Here is a 14,745-nt window from a genome sequence, read left to right as displayed (position 1 = left end):
GGCTACTGCCGCTCGGTGAAGCCGAACTGGATGATGCCGTCGTCGTCGACGGTCGCGTCGACGGATGCGTCGCCGAGGATCTCGGCGGCGTCGGCGTCCAGGAAGATCCGGGCACCCTCGGTGTCCACCACGTGGTCGCCCTGGATCGGCTCGGCGACCAGTTCGACGGTGAGCGAGCCCGCCTCGGCGTCGGCGGCGATGCGCACCCCGCCGTCCTCGGCGACGTCCTGCTGATTGGCCAGGTCACGAATGACCAGGACGGCGTTGTCGGTCATGGTGAGCATGGTGGAACTCCTCGTGGATTCTCTCGGATCGCGGTCGGAACGGCGCAGACCGGGATGTCGGCCCGCGTCCGGGGCACACGTGGGAGGCGATCGCGGGGCGACCCAGTCGCCACCACCGCATCGGGGCAGGTGAAGGGCCCCTCAGCACCTACGTTGCCCGCTGCCGGGCGATCCGTCAAATAGAGCGCGGTCAGTCGAGAGCGGTGGCCGGCGTGAGCAGCGCGCGGATCTCGCGGACCGCGGCGCGGCCGGCCCGGTTGGCGCCGATCGTGCTCGCGGAGGGGCCGTACCCGATCAGGTGAATCCGCTCGTCGGCCACCACCCGGGTCCCGTCCATGGTGATCCCGCCGCCCGGGGCGCGCAGTTTCAGCGGCGCGAGGTGGTCGAGCGCGGCGCGGAATCCGGTGCACCAGAGGATCACGTCGGCGGCGACGAAACGGCCGTCGGCCCAGGCGACCCCGTCGGGCGTGATCCGGTCGAACATGGGTAACCGCGTCAACACACCCTGCTCGCGCAGGCGCCGGACCTCGGGGGTGACCGGCAGTCCGGTGACCCCGACCACGCTGGTCGGCGGGCGGCCGGTCCGGACCCGCGCGTCGACCAGTGCGACGGCAGCCCGACCGTGCTCCGAGGTGAACTCGATCTCCCGGAAGTCGGGGGGACGCCGGGTGACCCAGGTGGTGCCGGCGGCGACCGCGGAGACCTCGCCGAGCAGTTGGACGGCGGAGGTGCCGGCGCCGACCACCACGACCCGCTGGCCGGCGAACTCCGCCGGCCCCCGGTAGTCGGCGGTGTGCAACTGCCGACCCCGGAACGACGAGCGGCCGGGATAGTGCGGCCAGAACGGCCGGCTCCAGGTGCCGGTCGCGTTGATCAGGGCCCGGGCGCTCCACCGCCCCCGGTCGGTGTGCAGGTCCAGCCGCCCGTCCGGCTGCGGGTGCACCGCCTGGACGCGGACCGGGCGGCGCACCGCTAGCCCGAACTCCCGCTCGTACGCCTCGAAGTAGTCGCTCACCACCTGGGCCGCCTGTTGGTCCGGCGCGGCGGCGGGGAAGGGCATCGCGGGCAGGTCGTGGAAGCCGTGCACCCGCTCGACGGTGAGGGTGGGCCAGCGGTGCCGCCATGCTCCGCCCGGGCCGTCGTCGGCGTCCAGGATCACGAAGCCGGTGCCGGGGGCGAAGCCGGCGCGACGCAGGTGGTACCCGGCGGAGAGGCCGGCCTGACCGGCGCCGATCACCACCACGTCGACCGAGCGGGTTTCCACGCCGGGTACAACAGCGATGGGTCCGCCGCTGTGCCCGCGCACGCCGTCGCCCCGCTCACAGTTGCATGGACCTACCATTTCGCACTGGTAAGCCCGATTAGTCCATACGCTGAGCCTCATGAAGGACGTGCACCGTTACTTCGCCGAGCTCATCGGCACCCTGCTGCTGGTCTTCTTCGGTGTGGGAAGCGCGATCGCCGCCCGGATCGAGGGCGGGGTGGTGGTGGTCGCGCTCGCCTTCGGCTTCGTCATGCTGGCCCTGGTCTACACGATCGGGCCACTCTCGGGCAGCCACGTCAACCCGGCGGTGACGCTCGGCGTACTGCTCTCCGGCAGGATCTCGCTGATCGGCGCGGTCGCCTACTGGATCGCGCAGTTCGTCGGGGCAACCATCGCCGCGTTCATCCTCTGGGCGCTGACCCGGTGGGGCGACGTGGCGGACCAGACCGGCGCGTTGGGCAGCAACGGGTACGGCGGGCACATCAACCGGGGTGGCGCGGCGGTGCTCGAGATCGTGCTGACCTTCCTGTTCGTGCTGGTCGTGCTGGTGGCGGGCACCCGCGCCGACCAGGCGGCCATCTCCGGCGTCGCGATCGGCCTGGCGCTCGCCGTGACCCAGCTGGTCGGCGTCACCCTCGACGGCGCCTCGGTCAACCCGGCCCGGTCCTTCGGCCCGGCCCTCTTCGAGGGCGGCGTCGCCCTGCGGCAGCTCTGGGTGTTCATCGTCTTCCCGCTGCTCGGTGGGGCGCTGGCCGCGCTGGCGGCACCGCTGATCCTCCGGCCGGACGGGCGCTACTGGGGCGGCTCCGACCAGAACGCGGACCGGGGACCCGGACCGGTCTGACACCCGCCCACCCTCGACGCTGCGCAGGGGCCGACCGACGCGGACCGGTCGACGGGAACCGGATGGCCGCGTGTCGGGTCTGACTCGTGGGACCTGGGACCACGGGCTGGGCGGAGGCGTGATGGTGGGACGACATGGCTGGTCGAGGCTGTTGCCGGCAGCGGCGCTGGGGCTGCTGCTCACCGGCTGCACGGGTGTTTCGGTGGCCGACGCGCCGACCGAGGGAAAGGGGTCGTACCAGGTCTGGGGCCTGAACGAGGCGTCCAGCGACCTCGACGGCGACAACCCGACGGTAGTCCTCAACGGCGATCTCGAGCGGGACAGCAAGGCGTTCTTCACCGTGGACGGCCGGTGGGATGCCGACGGGTTCGTGCTCGACGACGCCGCCGCCGAGCAGGTGCGCGCACTCGCCGACCACCTGCCCGAGCGGACCGGCGATCCCGCCTGCGAACGGCTGGTGCTGGTCGACGACGGTCTGGTCGACCGGGCGGTGGCCGTACTGACACCGGTCAGCGGCGAACTGGAGGGTCCGGTGGTCGCGACCCGGCTCGCCGACTGACACTCCGGCGGCAATAACTTTCGGCCTGGGCCCTTCTCTGGCGATTATCTCCATGACAGCATCGACGCATGCATCGACGTCTCTTCCCCCGGACGCTGGCGCTGGTGGCGCTGGTCGCCGCGGCGGCGACCGCCGGCGCGCCCGGCGCAACCGCCGAGGCTCCGGCACCCGCGGTGACCCGCCTCAACGCGACCATCGACGCGATCCTCGCCGACTCCCGGCTGGCCGGAGCGCAGGCCTCGGTGGTCGTGGTCGACACCAGCACCGGCGAGACCCTCTACGACCGCAACGGCGACCGCCGGCTGGTGCCCGCCTCCAACACGAAGCTGCTCACCTCGACCGCGGCCATGGCGCTGCTCGGGCCGGGGCACCGCTTCACCACCGACGTGAGCACCAACGGCAAACGCGCGGGCGGGCTGCTCTCCGGCAACCTCTACCTGCGTGGCGGCGGCGACCCGACGATGCTGGCCACCGACTACGACGCGCTCGCCGCCCAGATCGCGGCCAAGGGCGTGCGGGTGGTCGCCGGCAACCTCGTCGCCGACGACACCCGCTACGACCGGACCCGGCTCGGGCCGGACTGGACCTGGGACGACGAGCCCTACTACTACGCCGCGCAGGTCTCCGCGCTGACGGTCGCGCCGGACACCGACTACGACGCGGGCACCGTGATCGTCCACGCCGCGCCCGGCAAGGCCGCCGGCGCCCGGCCGGTGATCACCACCACCCCGCCGACCGGCTATCTGCGCATCGACAACCGGGCCGAGACGGTGACCGACGGGGAGACGTCGGTCTCCTTCGAGCGCGAGCACGGCGGCAACACCATCGTGGTCACCGGCCAGATCGCGGTGGGGGACGAGCCGGCCAGCGACTGGGTCACGGTCTGGGAGCCGACCGGCTACGCCGCCGACGTCTTCCGGGCGGCGCTGCACCGGCACGGCGTACGGGTGCTCGGTCGCACGGTGCTCGGCCAGCCCACCCCGGGCGGGGCGACCCCGGTGGCCCGGCACGACTCGATGCCGCTGGCCGAGCTGCTGGTGCCGTTCCTCAAGCTCTCCAACAACGGGCACGCCGAGGTGCTGACCAAGGAGATCGGCCGGGTGCTCGCCGGCTCGGGCACCTGGTCGGCCGGGCTCACCGAGATCAGCGAGTACGTCGCGGGCGCCGGCATGGACACCGGCACGCTACGCCAGCGGGACGGCTCCGGACTGTCCCGTCGCAACCTCGTACCGGCCGGCGAGTTCGTGGACCTGCTCGCCGCGGTCCGGGCCGAGCCCTGGTTCGACACCTGGTACGCGGCGCTGCCGATCGCCGGAGAGGCCGAGCGCTTCGTCGGTGGCACGCTGCGCAGCCGGATGCGGGGCACCGCGGCGGCCGGAAACGTGCACGCCAAGACGGGGAGCCTCACCGGCGTCTCCAGCCTCTCCGGCTACGCCACCGACGCCGACGGCCGGCTGCTGGCCTTCTCCGTCGTGTTGAACAACTACCTCGCCTCGACCGTGAAGCCGCTGGAGGACCAGATCGCCATCGCGCTCGCCGGCCACAGCGAGCAGGGTGCCAGCGCCGCGCGGGTGGCGCCACCGGCGGCGCCCGACATGCCGCGCGCGCCGGAAGGAGTGGAGTGCTCCTGGGTCAAGCCGATCGCCTGCTGACCGGCCGGTCCGGTCCCCGGCCCCGGCGTCTCGCGAGGGCCGGGGGCCGCCGGTCAGGCGCCCGCGCGGGTGGGCACCGGTGCCGTCGGGTCGCCGCGTTCGATGAGCGCGGCGATCTCCGCGTCCCGCAGGCCGCGCAGGGCCAGCACCCGGGCTCCCCAGCGGTGCAGCCGGCACGGGTGCGGGCTGGCATCGTTGCGGCAGACCGTCCCGCCGGACCAGCTGCGGGGTGCGTGCACCACCACCGCCCGCACCGCGAACTGGGCGTCCTCACCGGTCACGTAGGGCGGCAGTGGAATCTCCCGGAGCACGTCGCCGACGGGCTCCGCCGCACGGGTCGGGGTGAGGGTAGGGGCGCGGTGGGCGGTGCTGCTGCTCATCTGCGGGGCCTCCACACAGGACGGTCAGACCGGGACAGCAGAAAGGTACGTCCGCGTCGACGCGCGGTGACGGACAAACTGTCCCGTCGATCTCAGCCGGCCACCTGTGCGCGCAGCCGGGCCGCGGTCCGCGTCGGGTCGTAGTCGGGCCCGACCCCGGACACGATGATCGCCGAGCCCTCGATGTGCCGGGTCCGCAGCGGCAGGATCTCCTGGTACGCCGGCGAGGCGTACCAGGCGCGGGCCGCCTCCACGTCGGGGAACTCGACGATCACGACGGTCCCGGGCCACTCACCCTCGAGAACCTCCACCTCGGCGCCGTGCACCCGGAACCGGCCACCGAACGGGTCCAGGGTGGCCTGGATCCGCTCGATGTAGGTGAGCACGTCCTCGTTGGTGTTCGGGGTACGCAGGTGGGCGAGCGCGAACGCGGGCATGAGGGTCCTCCCAGTCGGTGCGGCCCGGCCGGCGAGGCCGGGCCGATGGGAGAAGTCTGCGCGGCACGCGCCGGGCCGTCGATTACCTGCGGGGTAAGGAGACCGCGCGGGTGCGGGTCAGTCGCGTTCCAGCACCACCACCGGGATCTCCCGGTCGGTCTTGGTCTGGTAGTCGTCGTACGCCGGCCAGATCGCCGCCATCGTCGTCCACATCCGCGGCTTCTCCTCCGGCGTGGCGGTGCGCGCCCGGGCGGTGAACGTCTCCGCGCCGACCTGCACCTCCACCACCGGATCCGCCAGCAGGTTGCGGTACCAGGCCGGGTGTTCCGGCGCACCGCCCTGCGAGGCGACGACCAGGTAGTCCTCGCCGTTCCGCCCGTAGATGAGGGCGGTGCGACGCGGCTTGCCGCTGCGCCGACCCCGGGTCGTCAGCAGCAGCGTGAACACCCCGGGCCGCCACTCGTGGCCGTCCGCCCCGCCGGTCTGCACGTAGCGGTGGATGTGGTCGGCAACCCAGCTCGTCGGGCTGTCCACGACCTGCTCGCTGGAGGTCATCGCCGAGGTCCCTTCTGATCGACCAGATTCATCGCGCCCACGCTACCCCCGCCCGCACTTGCCGGCCGGACGAACGACCGCCGCCGACCACCGCCGAGAACGGCCGGACGTGTCGCTGGTCAGCGCAGGGCGACCGCCTGGACCCCGACGTTGCCGCAGTCGCCGGTGAAGACCTTCTCGGTGCTCCAGTTGATCAGCAGCCGGGCTCCCCGGGGAGCCCGGAACCTCAGCGTGAACTCGGCGCTGCGGCTGGTGTGTGGATCCTCCATCCGCAGCGTGGTGGTCGGGCCCCCCGTCGAGAGCCGAGCCTCCAACCGGCCTCGGGCCATCCAGAGGCCGACGTAGAGCCGCACCGTTCGCAGCTCGCCGCTGCCGGCGACGGCCAGCGCGAAACCGTTGCCCGCCCCGCAGGTGTAGACGCCGTTCGGGGTGCCGCTGGCCGCCCGCACCGCGGCGCCGTCCCGCCAGCTGAACACCTCCTGGTTGCCGTCCCAGCCGCCGCGGGCGCCGCGGCCACCCTCGTCCGCGATCTCTCCGGAGCCGTTCCGCTTGCGGACCGTCGAGTCACCGCCGCGCAGCCCCCAGTGCACCCAGTCCCGGGGCCCGGCGGCGGTCAGGTCGACCTCGGCCGGGATGTCGCCCTGCCTGACGGTAAGCAGCGCCGGCGCGGGCGTGGGAGTGGTGACCGACGGGGTGGGCGCGACGCTCGGCGGTCGCTGACGGGGCCGCAGCCCGGGGCTGGCCGGCCCGGTGTCGCTCCCGTTCGCCTCGACCGCAGGGAAGCCGGTCGGCCGGCCCACCCCGGCCGGCACCCCGCCGTGCGGGCCCGACTCGGGCTCCGGACCGGACCCGACGTACGCGATCAGGGCGGTGAGGCTGGCCAGCGCGGCGAGCCCGGCGACCGCCCATCGACGCTGGCGGACCGGGGCCAGCCACCAGCGCAGCGCCGGATGGGCCGCGAACGAGGCCCGCGACCGGTGCCGCGCCGGTGTGGTGGTTGCACGATGGCCGGCTCCCCGACCGGACGCACCCGTGCCCGTCCGGGTGAAGTCCTCCTCCGCCACCGGTCCTCCGCTCCGCACCGGACGATTCGGCCCGGTGGCGCGCGGCCGTGCCGCGGCACAGTCGTGCCGCGCCCGGTTCGTCGGATCCACCAGAACCGGACGGTCGCGGCGCCCAGTCTGTTACGGCAAGGTAGCGGACATCGATCGGAAGCGGAATCTCGGTACACCTCTTACGGACCGCGGGCCGGGACATGGCGGGCGGCCGTGACGACCGCCCGGAGGATCAGCGCCGCTCGCGGCGTCGCAGCCCCCGACCCGGGTGCCAGCTCTCGATCACCAGGTGGTCGGGCGGGTCACCCACGCGGGTCAACACCACCTCGGTCAGCTCGATCCGGAACCGGTGCGACCCGTCGTCCGCCGGGTTCTCCTCGTGGGCGATGCCGCTGATCTTCGCGTCGCCGCCCCAGGAGGTCGGGTCGTCGGCCGGAGTGTCCTCGGTCGGGCAGTGCAGCGCCACCCGCGGGTCGCGGCGCAGGTCCGTCGCCTTGCGAGCCCCGGTCATGCTGCCCAGGCGCAGGTGATCCGCGCCGAAGTCGAACTCGGTGCCGCTGATCCGCGGCGCGCCGTCGCGGCGCAAGGTCGCCATCGTGCCGTGCTTGCGGACCGCGAAGCGGGCCCGCACCCGGTCGGCGAACTCGGGCTGCTCCTCGATCAGATCTGACCACCACACCATGTGGCCACCATGGCAGCCATACCTGACAGCCGCCGTCGACTTTCGTCAGCGGATCTCGAAGCCGAGCGCCCGGGCGATCATCATGGCCTGCTCCGGGTCGACGACCGCGCCGGCCCGCTCGACGACCAGCGGATCGAGCGCGCTCAGGTCGCTGCCGCGCAGGTCGGCCCCGCTCAGTCGGGCGCTGTGCAGTTGCGCGCCGGAGAGGTCGACGCCGGTCACCGTGGCCCCGGTGAGGTTGGTCCCGTTCAGGTCGACCTCGCGCATCCGTACGTCGGTGAGCCGGACGCCGCGCAGGTCGGCGCCGGGCAGCGCGGCGAAGGACCAGTCGCCGCCGGCGACCGTCAGCGGACGCAGATCGCACTGGCTGAACGTGCTGCCGACGAGCTTGCAGCCGGTGAACTCGGCCTCGAAGAAGTTGCACCGCTTGAAGACGCAGCGGGTGAAGGCGGAGTCGACGTGTCGGGAGGCGTTGAAGAGCACGTTGCCGAAGGTGCAGCCGGTGAAGACCGCGCCCCGGCTCACCGCCTCGGTCAGGTCCACGTGGAAGAACTCACAGCCCACGAAGTGCCGATCGGTCAGCTCCTCGCCGTACCAGTCCTCGTGGCGGAAGGTGGTGTCCTCGGTCAGCTCCGGCATCCGGCCAGGCTAGTGGGCGTCGCCGACACGATGGCCCTTCCGGTAGCGGCGAACCGGCGAGTAGGTTCGGCGACGTGAGTGTGGCGCGGAGCATCGACCCGGACCAGATCGGCTTCGACCCGGCGCGGCTGGCGCGGATCGACGAGCACTTCGGCAGGTACGTCGACGACGGCCGGCTCGCCGGCTGGCAGGCGGTGGTCACCCGGCGCGGTGAGGTGGTGCACTCCACGACGCACGGGCTGCGGGACGTCGAGGCCGGCGTCGCGGTGGAGCCGGACACCCTCTGGCGGATCTACTCGATGACCAAGCCGATCACCTCGGTCGCGGCGATGATGCTGTGGGAGGAGGGCCGCTTCGAGCTGACCGACGAGATCAGCCGCTGGCTGCCCGAGTTCGCCGACCTGCGGGTCTACGCCAAGGGCTCGACGCTCAAGCCGTACACCGTGCCGGCGGTCGAGCCGATCCGGGTCTGGCACCTGCTCACCCACACCTCCGGCCTGACCTACGGCTTCATGCAGACCTCGGTGGTCGACGGCCTCTACCGGGCCGCCGGTTACGACCTCTACCCACCGGCGGACGTCGACCTGGCCACCGCCTCCCGGGCGTTCGGCGAGCTGCCGCTGCTCTTCCAGCCCGGCACCGCCTGGGGCTACTCGGTCGCCACCGACGTGCTGGGCCGGCTGATCGAGGTCGTCTCCGGGCAGAGCCTGGACGCCTTCTTCGCCGACCGGATCTTCCGGCCGCTCGGCATGACCGACACCCACTGGTGGGTCGAGGGTGACGCCGCGGACCGGCTCGCGGCCCTCTACGCGCCCGATCCGCGCACCGGCCGCGCGTTCCGTTACGACAAGCTGGGCGCGCTGGCGTACGAGAAGCCGGTCCTGCACTCCGGCGGCGGTGGCCTGATCTCCAGCGCCGCCGACTACCACCGGTTCACCCAGCTGCTGCTGCGCGGCGGCGAGCTGGACGGGGTGCGGCTGCTCGGGCCGCGCACCGTGCGCTTCATGACCCGTAACCACCTGCCCGGCGGGCAGGACCTGGGCACCCTCTCCACCGGCGGTTTCGCCGAGACCACCCTCGACGGGATCGGTTTCGGGCTGGGCTTCGCGGTGGTCGACGACCCGATCCCCAGCCGGGTGCCGAGCAGCGTCGGCGAGTACTACTGGGGCGGGGTGGCGAGCACCGCGTTCTGGGTCGATCCGGCGGAGGAGATCACCGCGCTCTTCTTCACCCAGCTCATGCCGTCCAGCACCTACCCGATCCGACCGCAGCTGCGCCAGCTCGTCTACTCCGCGCTGGTCGACTGACCGCCCGGTTCTTCGGGTAACGGCACACGCCGGCCGGGCCGGTCAATAGCCTGAGGGCGGGGCTACGTCCGGCGGGAGGCGATCATGAGCAACATCGTCGTGTTCGGCGCGGGTGGCACCGCGGGATCCCGGGTCGCCGCCGAGGCGATCGACCGGGGGCATCGGGTGACCGGGGCGGTGCGCCGCCCGGAGGCCACCTCGTACCTGCCGACCGGTGTCCAGGTGGTCACCGGGGACGCCACCAGCGAGCGGAGCGTACGCGAGCTGGCCCCGGCGGCGGACGTCTTCGTGGTGGCGATCGGCGGGGGCGACCGGGAGCTGTGGCGCGACGCGGCCGAGACGCTGGTCGGCACGCTGCGTGAGATGCCCGATCCGCCGCGGATCATCCACCTCGGCGGTGGGTCGACCCTGCTCACCCCGAAGGGGACGCCCTACCTCGACGAGCCGGACTTCCCGGCCGAGTACCGCGCCTCGGCCCAGGGGCAGGCCGACGCCCTCGACTACTACCGCACCTGCGCGGACGGGGTCACCTGGACGTACGTCTCCCCACCGCCGCTGGAGTTCCATCCGGGCGAGCGGACCGGGCAGTACCGCACCGGCACCGACCAGCCGGTCACCGACGACCAGGGCCGCTCGGTGCTCACCTACGAGGACCTCGCGGTCGCGATCGTCGACGAGATCGAGAACCCGCGACACGAGAACACCCGCTTCACCGCCGCGTACTGACGGCGGAGGCTAGGCGAGGCGGGCCGGGAAGCCGCCGGTGGCGATCGGCCCCCAGCTGTCGATGGTGACCCGGATCAGCGACTTGCCCTGCCGGAGCATCGCCGCGCGGTACTCGTCCCAGTCCGGGTGCTCGCCGGAGATGCAGCGGAAGTACTCGACCAACGGTTCGAGCGCCTCCGGCAGGTCGAGCACCTCGGCGGTGCCGTCGATCTGCACCCAGGGCCCGTTCCAGTCGTCGGAGAGCACGCAGGCCGACACCCGCGGGTCGCGGCGGATGTTGGCCACCTTGGCCCGCTCGGGATAGGTGGAGACCACCAGCCGGCCGGCGGTGTCGACCCCGGCGGCGACCGGCGACGACTGCGGTCGCCCGTCCGCCCGGGTGGTCATCAGGAGCACCTTGTGCCGGGGCCGGAGGAACTCGACCAGGGCGTCCCGGTCGACCTTCGTGTTTGTCGCGATGCTGGGGGCCACGGATCGTTTCTACCAGGGCATCCGGCCGGGCCGCGGCGCGGTGCCCCGGGTCAGCGGGGATGGTGGGCGCGACGGTCGACGGCGGACTGGGCGGGCACCCGGGGCCGGCCGGTCGGGCGCCAGGCACGGCCGTTGGCGTAGATCACCCGGAAGCCGAGGTACGACGCGAGCGGCGCCCAGTGCGCCGAGCCCATCCGCAGTTCGGCCGCGTTGTGCCGATGCCCATTGGCGAGCACGTCGAGCAGCACGGTTTCGAAGGCAGCCGATTCAACCCAGTCGACTTCGCGGGTGAAACCGCAGATCAGGGCCGCTCCGGTGATGTCCAGGAATTCACGCAGCGCGGCGTCGGAGGCGCGCAGCACCGAACAGCTGCCGAAGTAGAGCCGTCGCCCCTCGCAGCGGCCCGCCATCAGTTCGGCGACGTCGGCGAGTTCGACCGAGTGCCAGTCGGTGAGGCGGAGCCGGCTCGGTTCGCCGTGCATGGCGAAGAAGCCGACCCGGTGGTCGGCGTACTGCTTGAGCAGCCAGCGGTCCAGGAAGTAGAAGAGCTCGTCGCGGGTGGCCGCGTCCTTGTGGATGAACCGGATCTTGCCGAGCCGTTCGAGCAGTTCGAGCGTGGGCAGCACGGAGCCGCGTTCGTTCAGGTCGCGGTGCCACTGCCCCTCGACGCAGAAGACGCCTCCCCGGGCCACGTCCACCTCCGCCAGTCCATCAACCGGCGCTGACGTTACCGGGTGGCCGAGGCGGGAGAACATCACCCTCGGTGGGGCACGGCGCGACGTTCGGTGCGGTTTTGCGCTTTTCTGCCGCCGTACGGCGGGAATGGCTGTTTCGCAAATCAGCCGAATTCACAGTCACTACCCAGGAACCGCGAATCATGAGGACGATTCTCGTTAATCGCCACCAACCCGAACGATGAGTGTCAGGGTGGAAATCACGGGACGCGAGGTCGATGTCCCGAAGCCCACCCCAATCGCTCTCCTATCGGGAGGACTTCTGTGCGCGTAAACACCCTGAAGCGGGCTGCCGTCGCCTTCGCCCTGGCTCTGCCGGGCGCCGCGATCGCCACGGTGGTCGCCGCGCCAGCAGCCCACGCCGACGGCTGCTACACCTGGAATCGCAACCTCTACCAGGGGCGTTCCGGCAGCGACGTCCGGCAATTGCAGATCCGGATCGCCGGCTGGGCCGGCTACCGCGACATCGTGGAGAACGACGGCATCTTCGGACCGAAGACCGCCGCCGCGGTCCGGCGCTTCCAGCAGGCGTACGGCCTGCGGGCGGACGGCGTCGCGGGCCCACAGACCTACGGCAAGCTCTACGAGCTGCAGGACAACGACTGCACGCCACGGCACTTCAGCTTCACCGAGCTGGACGACGGCTGCGGGCGCAGCGGCTGGAGCGGCGGCCCGCGCCCGGCCGCCGAGACCCGGGAGAACGCGCTGCGCAACATGTGGAAGCTGGAGGCGCTGCGGCGCAGCCTCGGCGACAAGCCGCTCAACATCAGCAGCGGCTTCCGCAGCCAGACCTGCAACAACCGGGTGGGCGGCGCGTCGGACAGCCAGCACCTCTACGGCAACGCCGCCGACGTGACCTCGCGCAACTCGTCGCTCTGCCAGGTCGCCCGCGAGGCGCGCAACCACGGCTTCAGCGGCATCTACGGGCCGGGCTACCCGGACCACGACGACCACGTGCACGTGGACTCGCGCCGGGAGAACAACAGGGACAACAGCTCCAACACGACGAGCTGGTCGGCACCGGACTGCGGGGTCCGCTGAGCGGTCACCGGTACCGACGCCGGCCCGGCGCGGGTGGGGAACCCCGCGTCGGGCCGGCGTCGTCCTGCCCCGGTAAGGCTGGCGGCCGTACCTCCGCTCAGCTCGCCCGGGGCCAGCGCGGCGCGGGGGCGGGGGGAACCACCGGCCGGCCGGTGCCCGCGGCGTGCACCACCGGGCGTACGCCCGGCGGCACCGCCCGGGCGGGCTGACCGGTGGCGGTGAACGGGAAGGGCACGTGCACGAACGGGTTGCCGTGCCGGATCAGCGCCTCGATCTGGCGGTCGTTGAGCCCGTGCGCGCTCAGCACCCGCCGGCCCCAGCGGTGCAGGCGGCACGGATATGTGGCCCCGTCGTTGCGGCACAGCGGCCCGGTCGGCCACTCCTCCGCGGTGTGCACGACCACCGCCCGGACCGCGAGCCGGACGTCCTCGGGGGTCAGCGGCGCCGGCACCGGCACCTCACCCAGTACCTGATCGATGGGATCCGTCGACTGCTCACCAACTCGCACGGCAGACCTCCCGCAACTCGGCAGCGGCGCGGCGGGCCCGCCGCACCACATCCTCGGGCAGTGGTACGGCCGCCGCCGACCGAAAGTTCAATGCGGGTACGCGGCGAGCAGGTCCTCCGGCAGCAACCCTTGAACGCCTTCGGTGACCACACCACTGCGCGAGACCGCGACCAGCGCCAAGTCCTCGTCCGCACCCGGTAGCCGGGACCGGTGCTGAAGCAGCCGGCCCAGGTCATGGACGTCGAAGGGCCGGTTCTCCAACCATTTGACCGACCCCACGAAGGTGAGTCGGTTGGCGATCGGCCCCCGATCGGCACCGACGAGATCAATTTCCGGGTCGTTGGTCCGGGTCCAGTAGCCGCCGACCTCGCTCGTGCCCGCTGGCAGGTGGCCCGGCGGCAGCCGGCGCAAAGCCTCGCGCACGACCGGCTCGATCGCACGTCCTCGCCAGGTCGTCCACGCCGAATTGATCCGACCCAGGGTCAGGTCGCCTCGTCCTCGCTCGATCTCGGACAAATAGGGCCCGAGGAACGACAGCCAGAAACGAAGGTACGGGTCGGCGACGCTGTACCGGGTCTCCCGGGACGGTCTGGTGGACAGGGGCAGCCCGACCTCGACCATCCGCTTGTCGGTCAGCAGTCGCAACGCTCTCGTGAGTGACGCCTGCGGTAGGTCGCCGGCTGCCCGGGCAATCAGCGAGAAGGTCCGTTCGCCGGACCCGATCGACCGCAGCACCAACCCGGCCTGGGATTGCACCGGGAACTCGGCCGCCAACGCCCGCTCGCCGCTGACGATCAACGCCGAGGTCGGGTCCGTCACCGCATCGGCGAGATAGTCCCGCAGCGTCGCGCCCGCGGGCCATTCGTCGAGAATCAGGGGCAGGCCTCCGGAGACCAGGTAGGCGTCGAACGCCTCGGCAGCCGGAAGTGCGAGCATCTGCGCGACCTCCGCCGGGCCCAGCGGCGGGATGACCATCTCGCTGGCGCGCTGGTGGAACGGGCGGCCGTAATCGTTCAACGCCTCCATCATGGCGAGGTCCGAGCCCACACAGATCAGAAGGACCGGCCGCCGGGACAACTCCCGGTCGAACACCTTCTGCAGCGTGCCCTCGAAGCCGGGGTCGCTGGCGATCAGATATGGCATCTCGTCCAGCACGACCACGCTGGGGCCGTCGGTGGGCAGCGCGGCGGCGAGCAGCGTGAGCGCGGCGTCCCAGGTACGTGGAACCTGCGCCTGAAACAGATGCGCGCCAGGGAGCGTCGAGCCGGCCGCCGCCTCGACGAACAACCCGAGTTCCGCGCCGACAGTGGGCTGCGCCGAGGCGGTGAAGTACAGGTGTGGGAGCTCGGCACGCTCGACGAACTCTTCGACCAGGCGTGACTTGCCCACTCGACGGCGTCCGCGCATGAGCAGGGCACGGCCCGGACGACCTGCCCGGCCACCGCCGCGCACCCGGCGCAGCATGCCGTCGAGCTGCGCCAACTCCCGTTGACGCCCCACGAACCCGTCCATGCAGCTACCCCTGATACTTCCAAAAATGGAACACTCAAGAATGAGTGTAACCCTCAGCTGTGTTAATCAGGGGCGTAGACGCGGCGGCGGAACAG

The 14,745-nt window shown here is 72.1% G+C and carries 18 protein-coding genes; 6 read left to right on the top strand and 12 right to left on the bottom strand.

Going from position 1 to position 14,745, the window contains the following annotated elements; all coding sequences use genetic code 11:
- Window positions 1-2 precede the first annotated feature (2 nt).
- Together ACIP9D_RS10635 and ACIP9D_RS10630 are read right to left on the bottom strand one after the other, a co-directional pair.
- Window positions 3-284, bottom strand: a complete 282-nt coding sequence (locus ACIP9D_RS10635; RefSeq protein WP_350869198.1) for an adhesin — start codon at window positions 282-284, stop codon at window positions 3-5.
- A gap of 190 nt (window positions 285-474) precedes the next feature.
- Window positions 475-1,548, bottom strand: coding sequence for an NAD(P)-binding domain-containing protein (locus tag ACIP9D_RS10630; RefSeq protein WP_350869197.1), 1,074 nt, complete (start codon window positions 1,546-1,548; stop codon window positions 475-477).
- A gap of 118 nt (window positions 1,549-1,666) precedes the next feature.
- On the opposite strand from ACIP9D_RS10630, the gene ACIP9D_RS10625 reads away from it, so the two are divergent.
- The 3 genes from ACIP9D_RS10625 (at window position 1,667) to dacB (ending at window position 4,603) form a co-directional block, all read left to right on the top strand.
- A complete protein-coding gene (locus tag ACIP9D_RS10625; protein ID WP_350869194.1) occupies window positions 1,667-2,392 on the top strand; it encodes an aquaporin in 726 nt (241 codons plus the stop codon).
- A 121-nt stretch (window positions 2,393-2,513) separates the two neighbouring features.
- On the top strand, window positions 2,514-2,951 hold the full coding sequence (locus tag ACIP9D_RS10620; RefSeq protein WP_350869192.1) for a hypothetical protein: 438 nt from the start codon (window positions 2,514-2,516) through the stop codon (window positions 2,949-2,951).
- Between the two features lie 68 nt (window positions 2,952-3,019).
- Complete coding sequence (gene dacB, locus ACIP9D_RS10615) at window positions 3,020-4,603, top strand: D-alanyl-D-alanine carboxypeptidase/D-alanyl-D-alanine-endopeptidase (protein WP_350869189.1); 1,584 nt, start codon at window positions 3,020-3,022, stop codon at window positions 4,601-4,603.
- Window positions 4,604-4,656: 53 nt separating this feature from the next.
- Here dacB and ACIP9D_RS10610 read toward each other — a convergent pair whose 3' ends face one another.
- The 6 genes from ACIP9D_RS10610 to ACIP9D_RS10585 all read right to left on the bottom strand — a co-directional run bounded on the left by ACIP9D_RS10610 (window position 4,657) and on the right by ACIP9D_RS10585 (window position 8,351).
- Window positions 4,657-4,983, bottom strand: coding sequence for a hypothetical protein (locus tag ACIP9D_RS10610; RefSeq protein WP_350869187.1), 327 nt, complete (start codon window positions 4,981-4,983; stop codon window positions 4,657-4,659).
- 92 nt (window positions 4,984-5,075) lie between these two features.
- Window positions 5,076-5,420, bottom strand: coding sequence for a DUF1330 domain-containing protein (locus tag ACIP9D_RS10605; protein ID WP_350869185.1), 345 nt, complete (start codon window positions 5,418-5,420; stop codon window positions 5,076-5,078).
- 117 nt (window positions 5,421-5,537) lie between these two features.
- The gene (locus ACIP9D_RS10600) at window positions 5,538-5,975 is read right to left on the bottom strand and encodes a nitroreductase family deazaflavin-dependent oxidoreductase (protein ID WP_350869182.1); all 438 of its coding nucleotides are present in this window, start codon (window positions 5,973-5,975) and stop codon (window positions 5,538-5,540) included.
- A 119-nt stretch (window positions 5,976-6,094) separates the two neighbouring features.
- The gene (locus ACIP9D_RS10595) at window positions 6,095-7,039 is read right to left on the bottom strand and encodes a hypothetical protein (protein WP_350869179.1); all 945 of its coding nucleotides are present in this window, start codon (window positions 7,037-7,039) and stop codon (window positions 6,095-6,097) included.
- A 223-nt stretch (window positions 7,040-7,262) separates the two neighbouring features.
- On the bottom strand, window positions 7,263-7,712 hold the full coding sequence (locus tag ACIP9D_RS10590) for a pyridoxamine 5'-phosphate oxidase family protein (RefSeq protein WP_350869176.1): 450 nt from the start codon (window positions 7,710-7,712) through the stop codon (window positions 7,263-7,265).
- A 45-nt stretch (window positions 7,713-7,757) separates the two neighbouring features.
- A complete protein-coding gene (locus ACIP9D_RS10585) occupies window positions 7,758-8,351 on the bottom strand; it encodes a pentapeptide repeat-containing protein (protein ID WP_350869174.1) in 594 nt (197 codons plus the stop codon).
- 74 nt (window positions 8,352-8,425) lie between these two features.
- Here ACIP9D_RS10585 and ACIP9D_RS10580 point away from each other — a divergent pair, with 74 nt between their 5' ends.
- Both ACIP9D_RS10580 and ACIP9D_RS10575 read left to right on the top strand, forming a co-directional pair.
- Complete coding sequence (locus ACIP9D_RS10580; protein WP_350869171.1) at window positions 8,426-9,658, top strand: serine hydrolase domain-containing protein; 1,233 nt, start codon at window positions 8,426-8,428, stop codon at window positions 9,656-9,658.
- 84 nt (window positions 9,659-9,742) lie between these two features.
- The gene (locus ACIP9D_RS10575) at window positions 9,743-10,384 is read left to right on the top strand and encodes an NAD(P)H-binding protein (protein ID WP_350869169.1); all 642 of its coding nucleotides are present in this window, start codon (window positions 9,743-9,745) and stop codon (window positions 10,382-10,384) included.
- 9 nt (window positions 10,385-10,393) lie between these two features.
- On the opposite strand, the gene ACIP9D_RS10570 is transcribed toward ACIP9D_RS10575, so the two are convergent.
- Both ACIP9D_RS10570 and ACIP9D_RS10565 read right to left on the bottom strand, forming a co-directional pair.
- A complete protein-coding gene (locus tag ACIP9D_RS10570) occupies window positions 10,394-10,855 on the bottom strand; it encodes a PPOX class F420-dependent oxidoreductase (RefSeq protein WP_350869166.1) in 462 nt (153 codons plus the stop codon).
- Window positions 10,856-10,905: 50 nt separating this feature from the next.
- Window positions 10,906-11,547, bottom strand: coding sequence for a DUF6642 family protein (locus ACIP9D_RS10565; RefSeq protein ID WP_350869163.1), 642 nt, complete (start codon window positions 11,545-11,547; stop codon window positions 10,906-10,908).
- Window positions 11,548-11,853: 306 nt separating this feature from the next.
- On the opposite strand from ACIP9D_RS10565, the gene ACIP9D_RS10560 reads away from it, so the two are divergent.
- Complete coding sequence (locus ACIP9D_RS10560) at window positions 11,854-12,630, top strand: D-Ala-D-Ala carboxypeptidase family metallohydrolase (protein WP_350869161.1); 777 nt, start codon at window positions 11,854-11,856, stop codon at window positions 12,628-12,630.
- A gap of 97 nt (window positions 12,631-12,727) precedes the next feature.
- On the opposite strand, the gene ACIP9D_RS10555 is transcribed toward ACIP9D_RS10560, so the two are convergent.
- Together ACIP9D_RS10555 and ACIP9D_RS10550 are read right to left on the bottom strand one after the other, a co-directional pair.
- Window positions 12,728-13,138: a hypothetical protein gene (locus tag ACIP9D_RS10555; RefSeq protein ID WP_350869160.1), complete on the bottom strand. Its 411-nt coding sequence runs from the start codon at window positions 13,136-13,138 to the stop codon at window positions 12,728-12,730.
- Between the two features lie 87 nt (window positions 13,139-13,225).
- A complete protein-coding gene (locus tag ACIP9D_RS10550) occupies window positions 13,226-14,620 on the bottom strand; it encodes a DUF234 domain-containing protein (RefSeq protein ID WP_350869157.1) in 1,395 nt (464 codons plus the stop codon).
- Window positions 14,621-14,745 lie beyond the last annotated feature (125 nt).

The organism is Micromonospora sp. NPDC093243, assembly GCF_044753725.1.
In the GTDB taxonomy this organism is placed as follows: Bacteria; Actinomycetota; Actinomycetes; order Mycobacteriales; family Micromonosporaceae; genus Micromonospora.
This window is presented reverse-complemented; position numbering and strand designations above follow the sequence as displayed.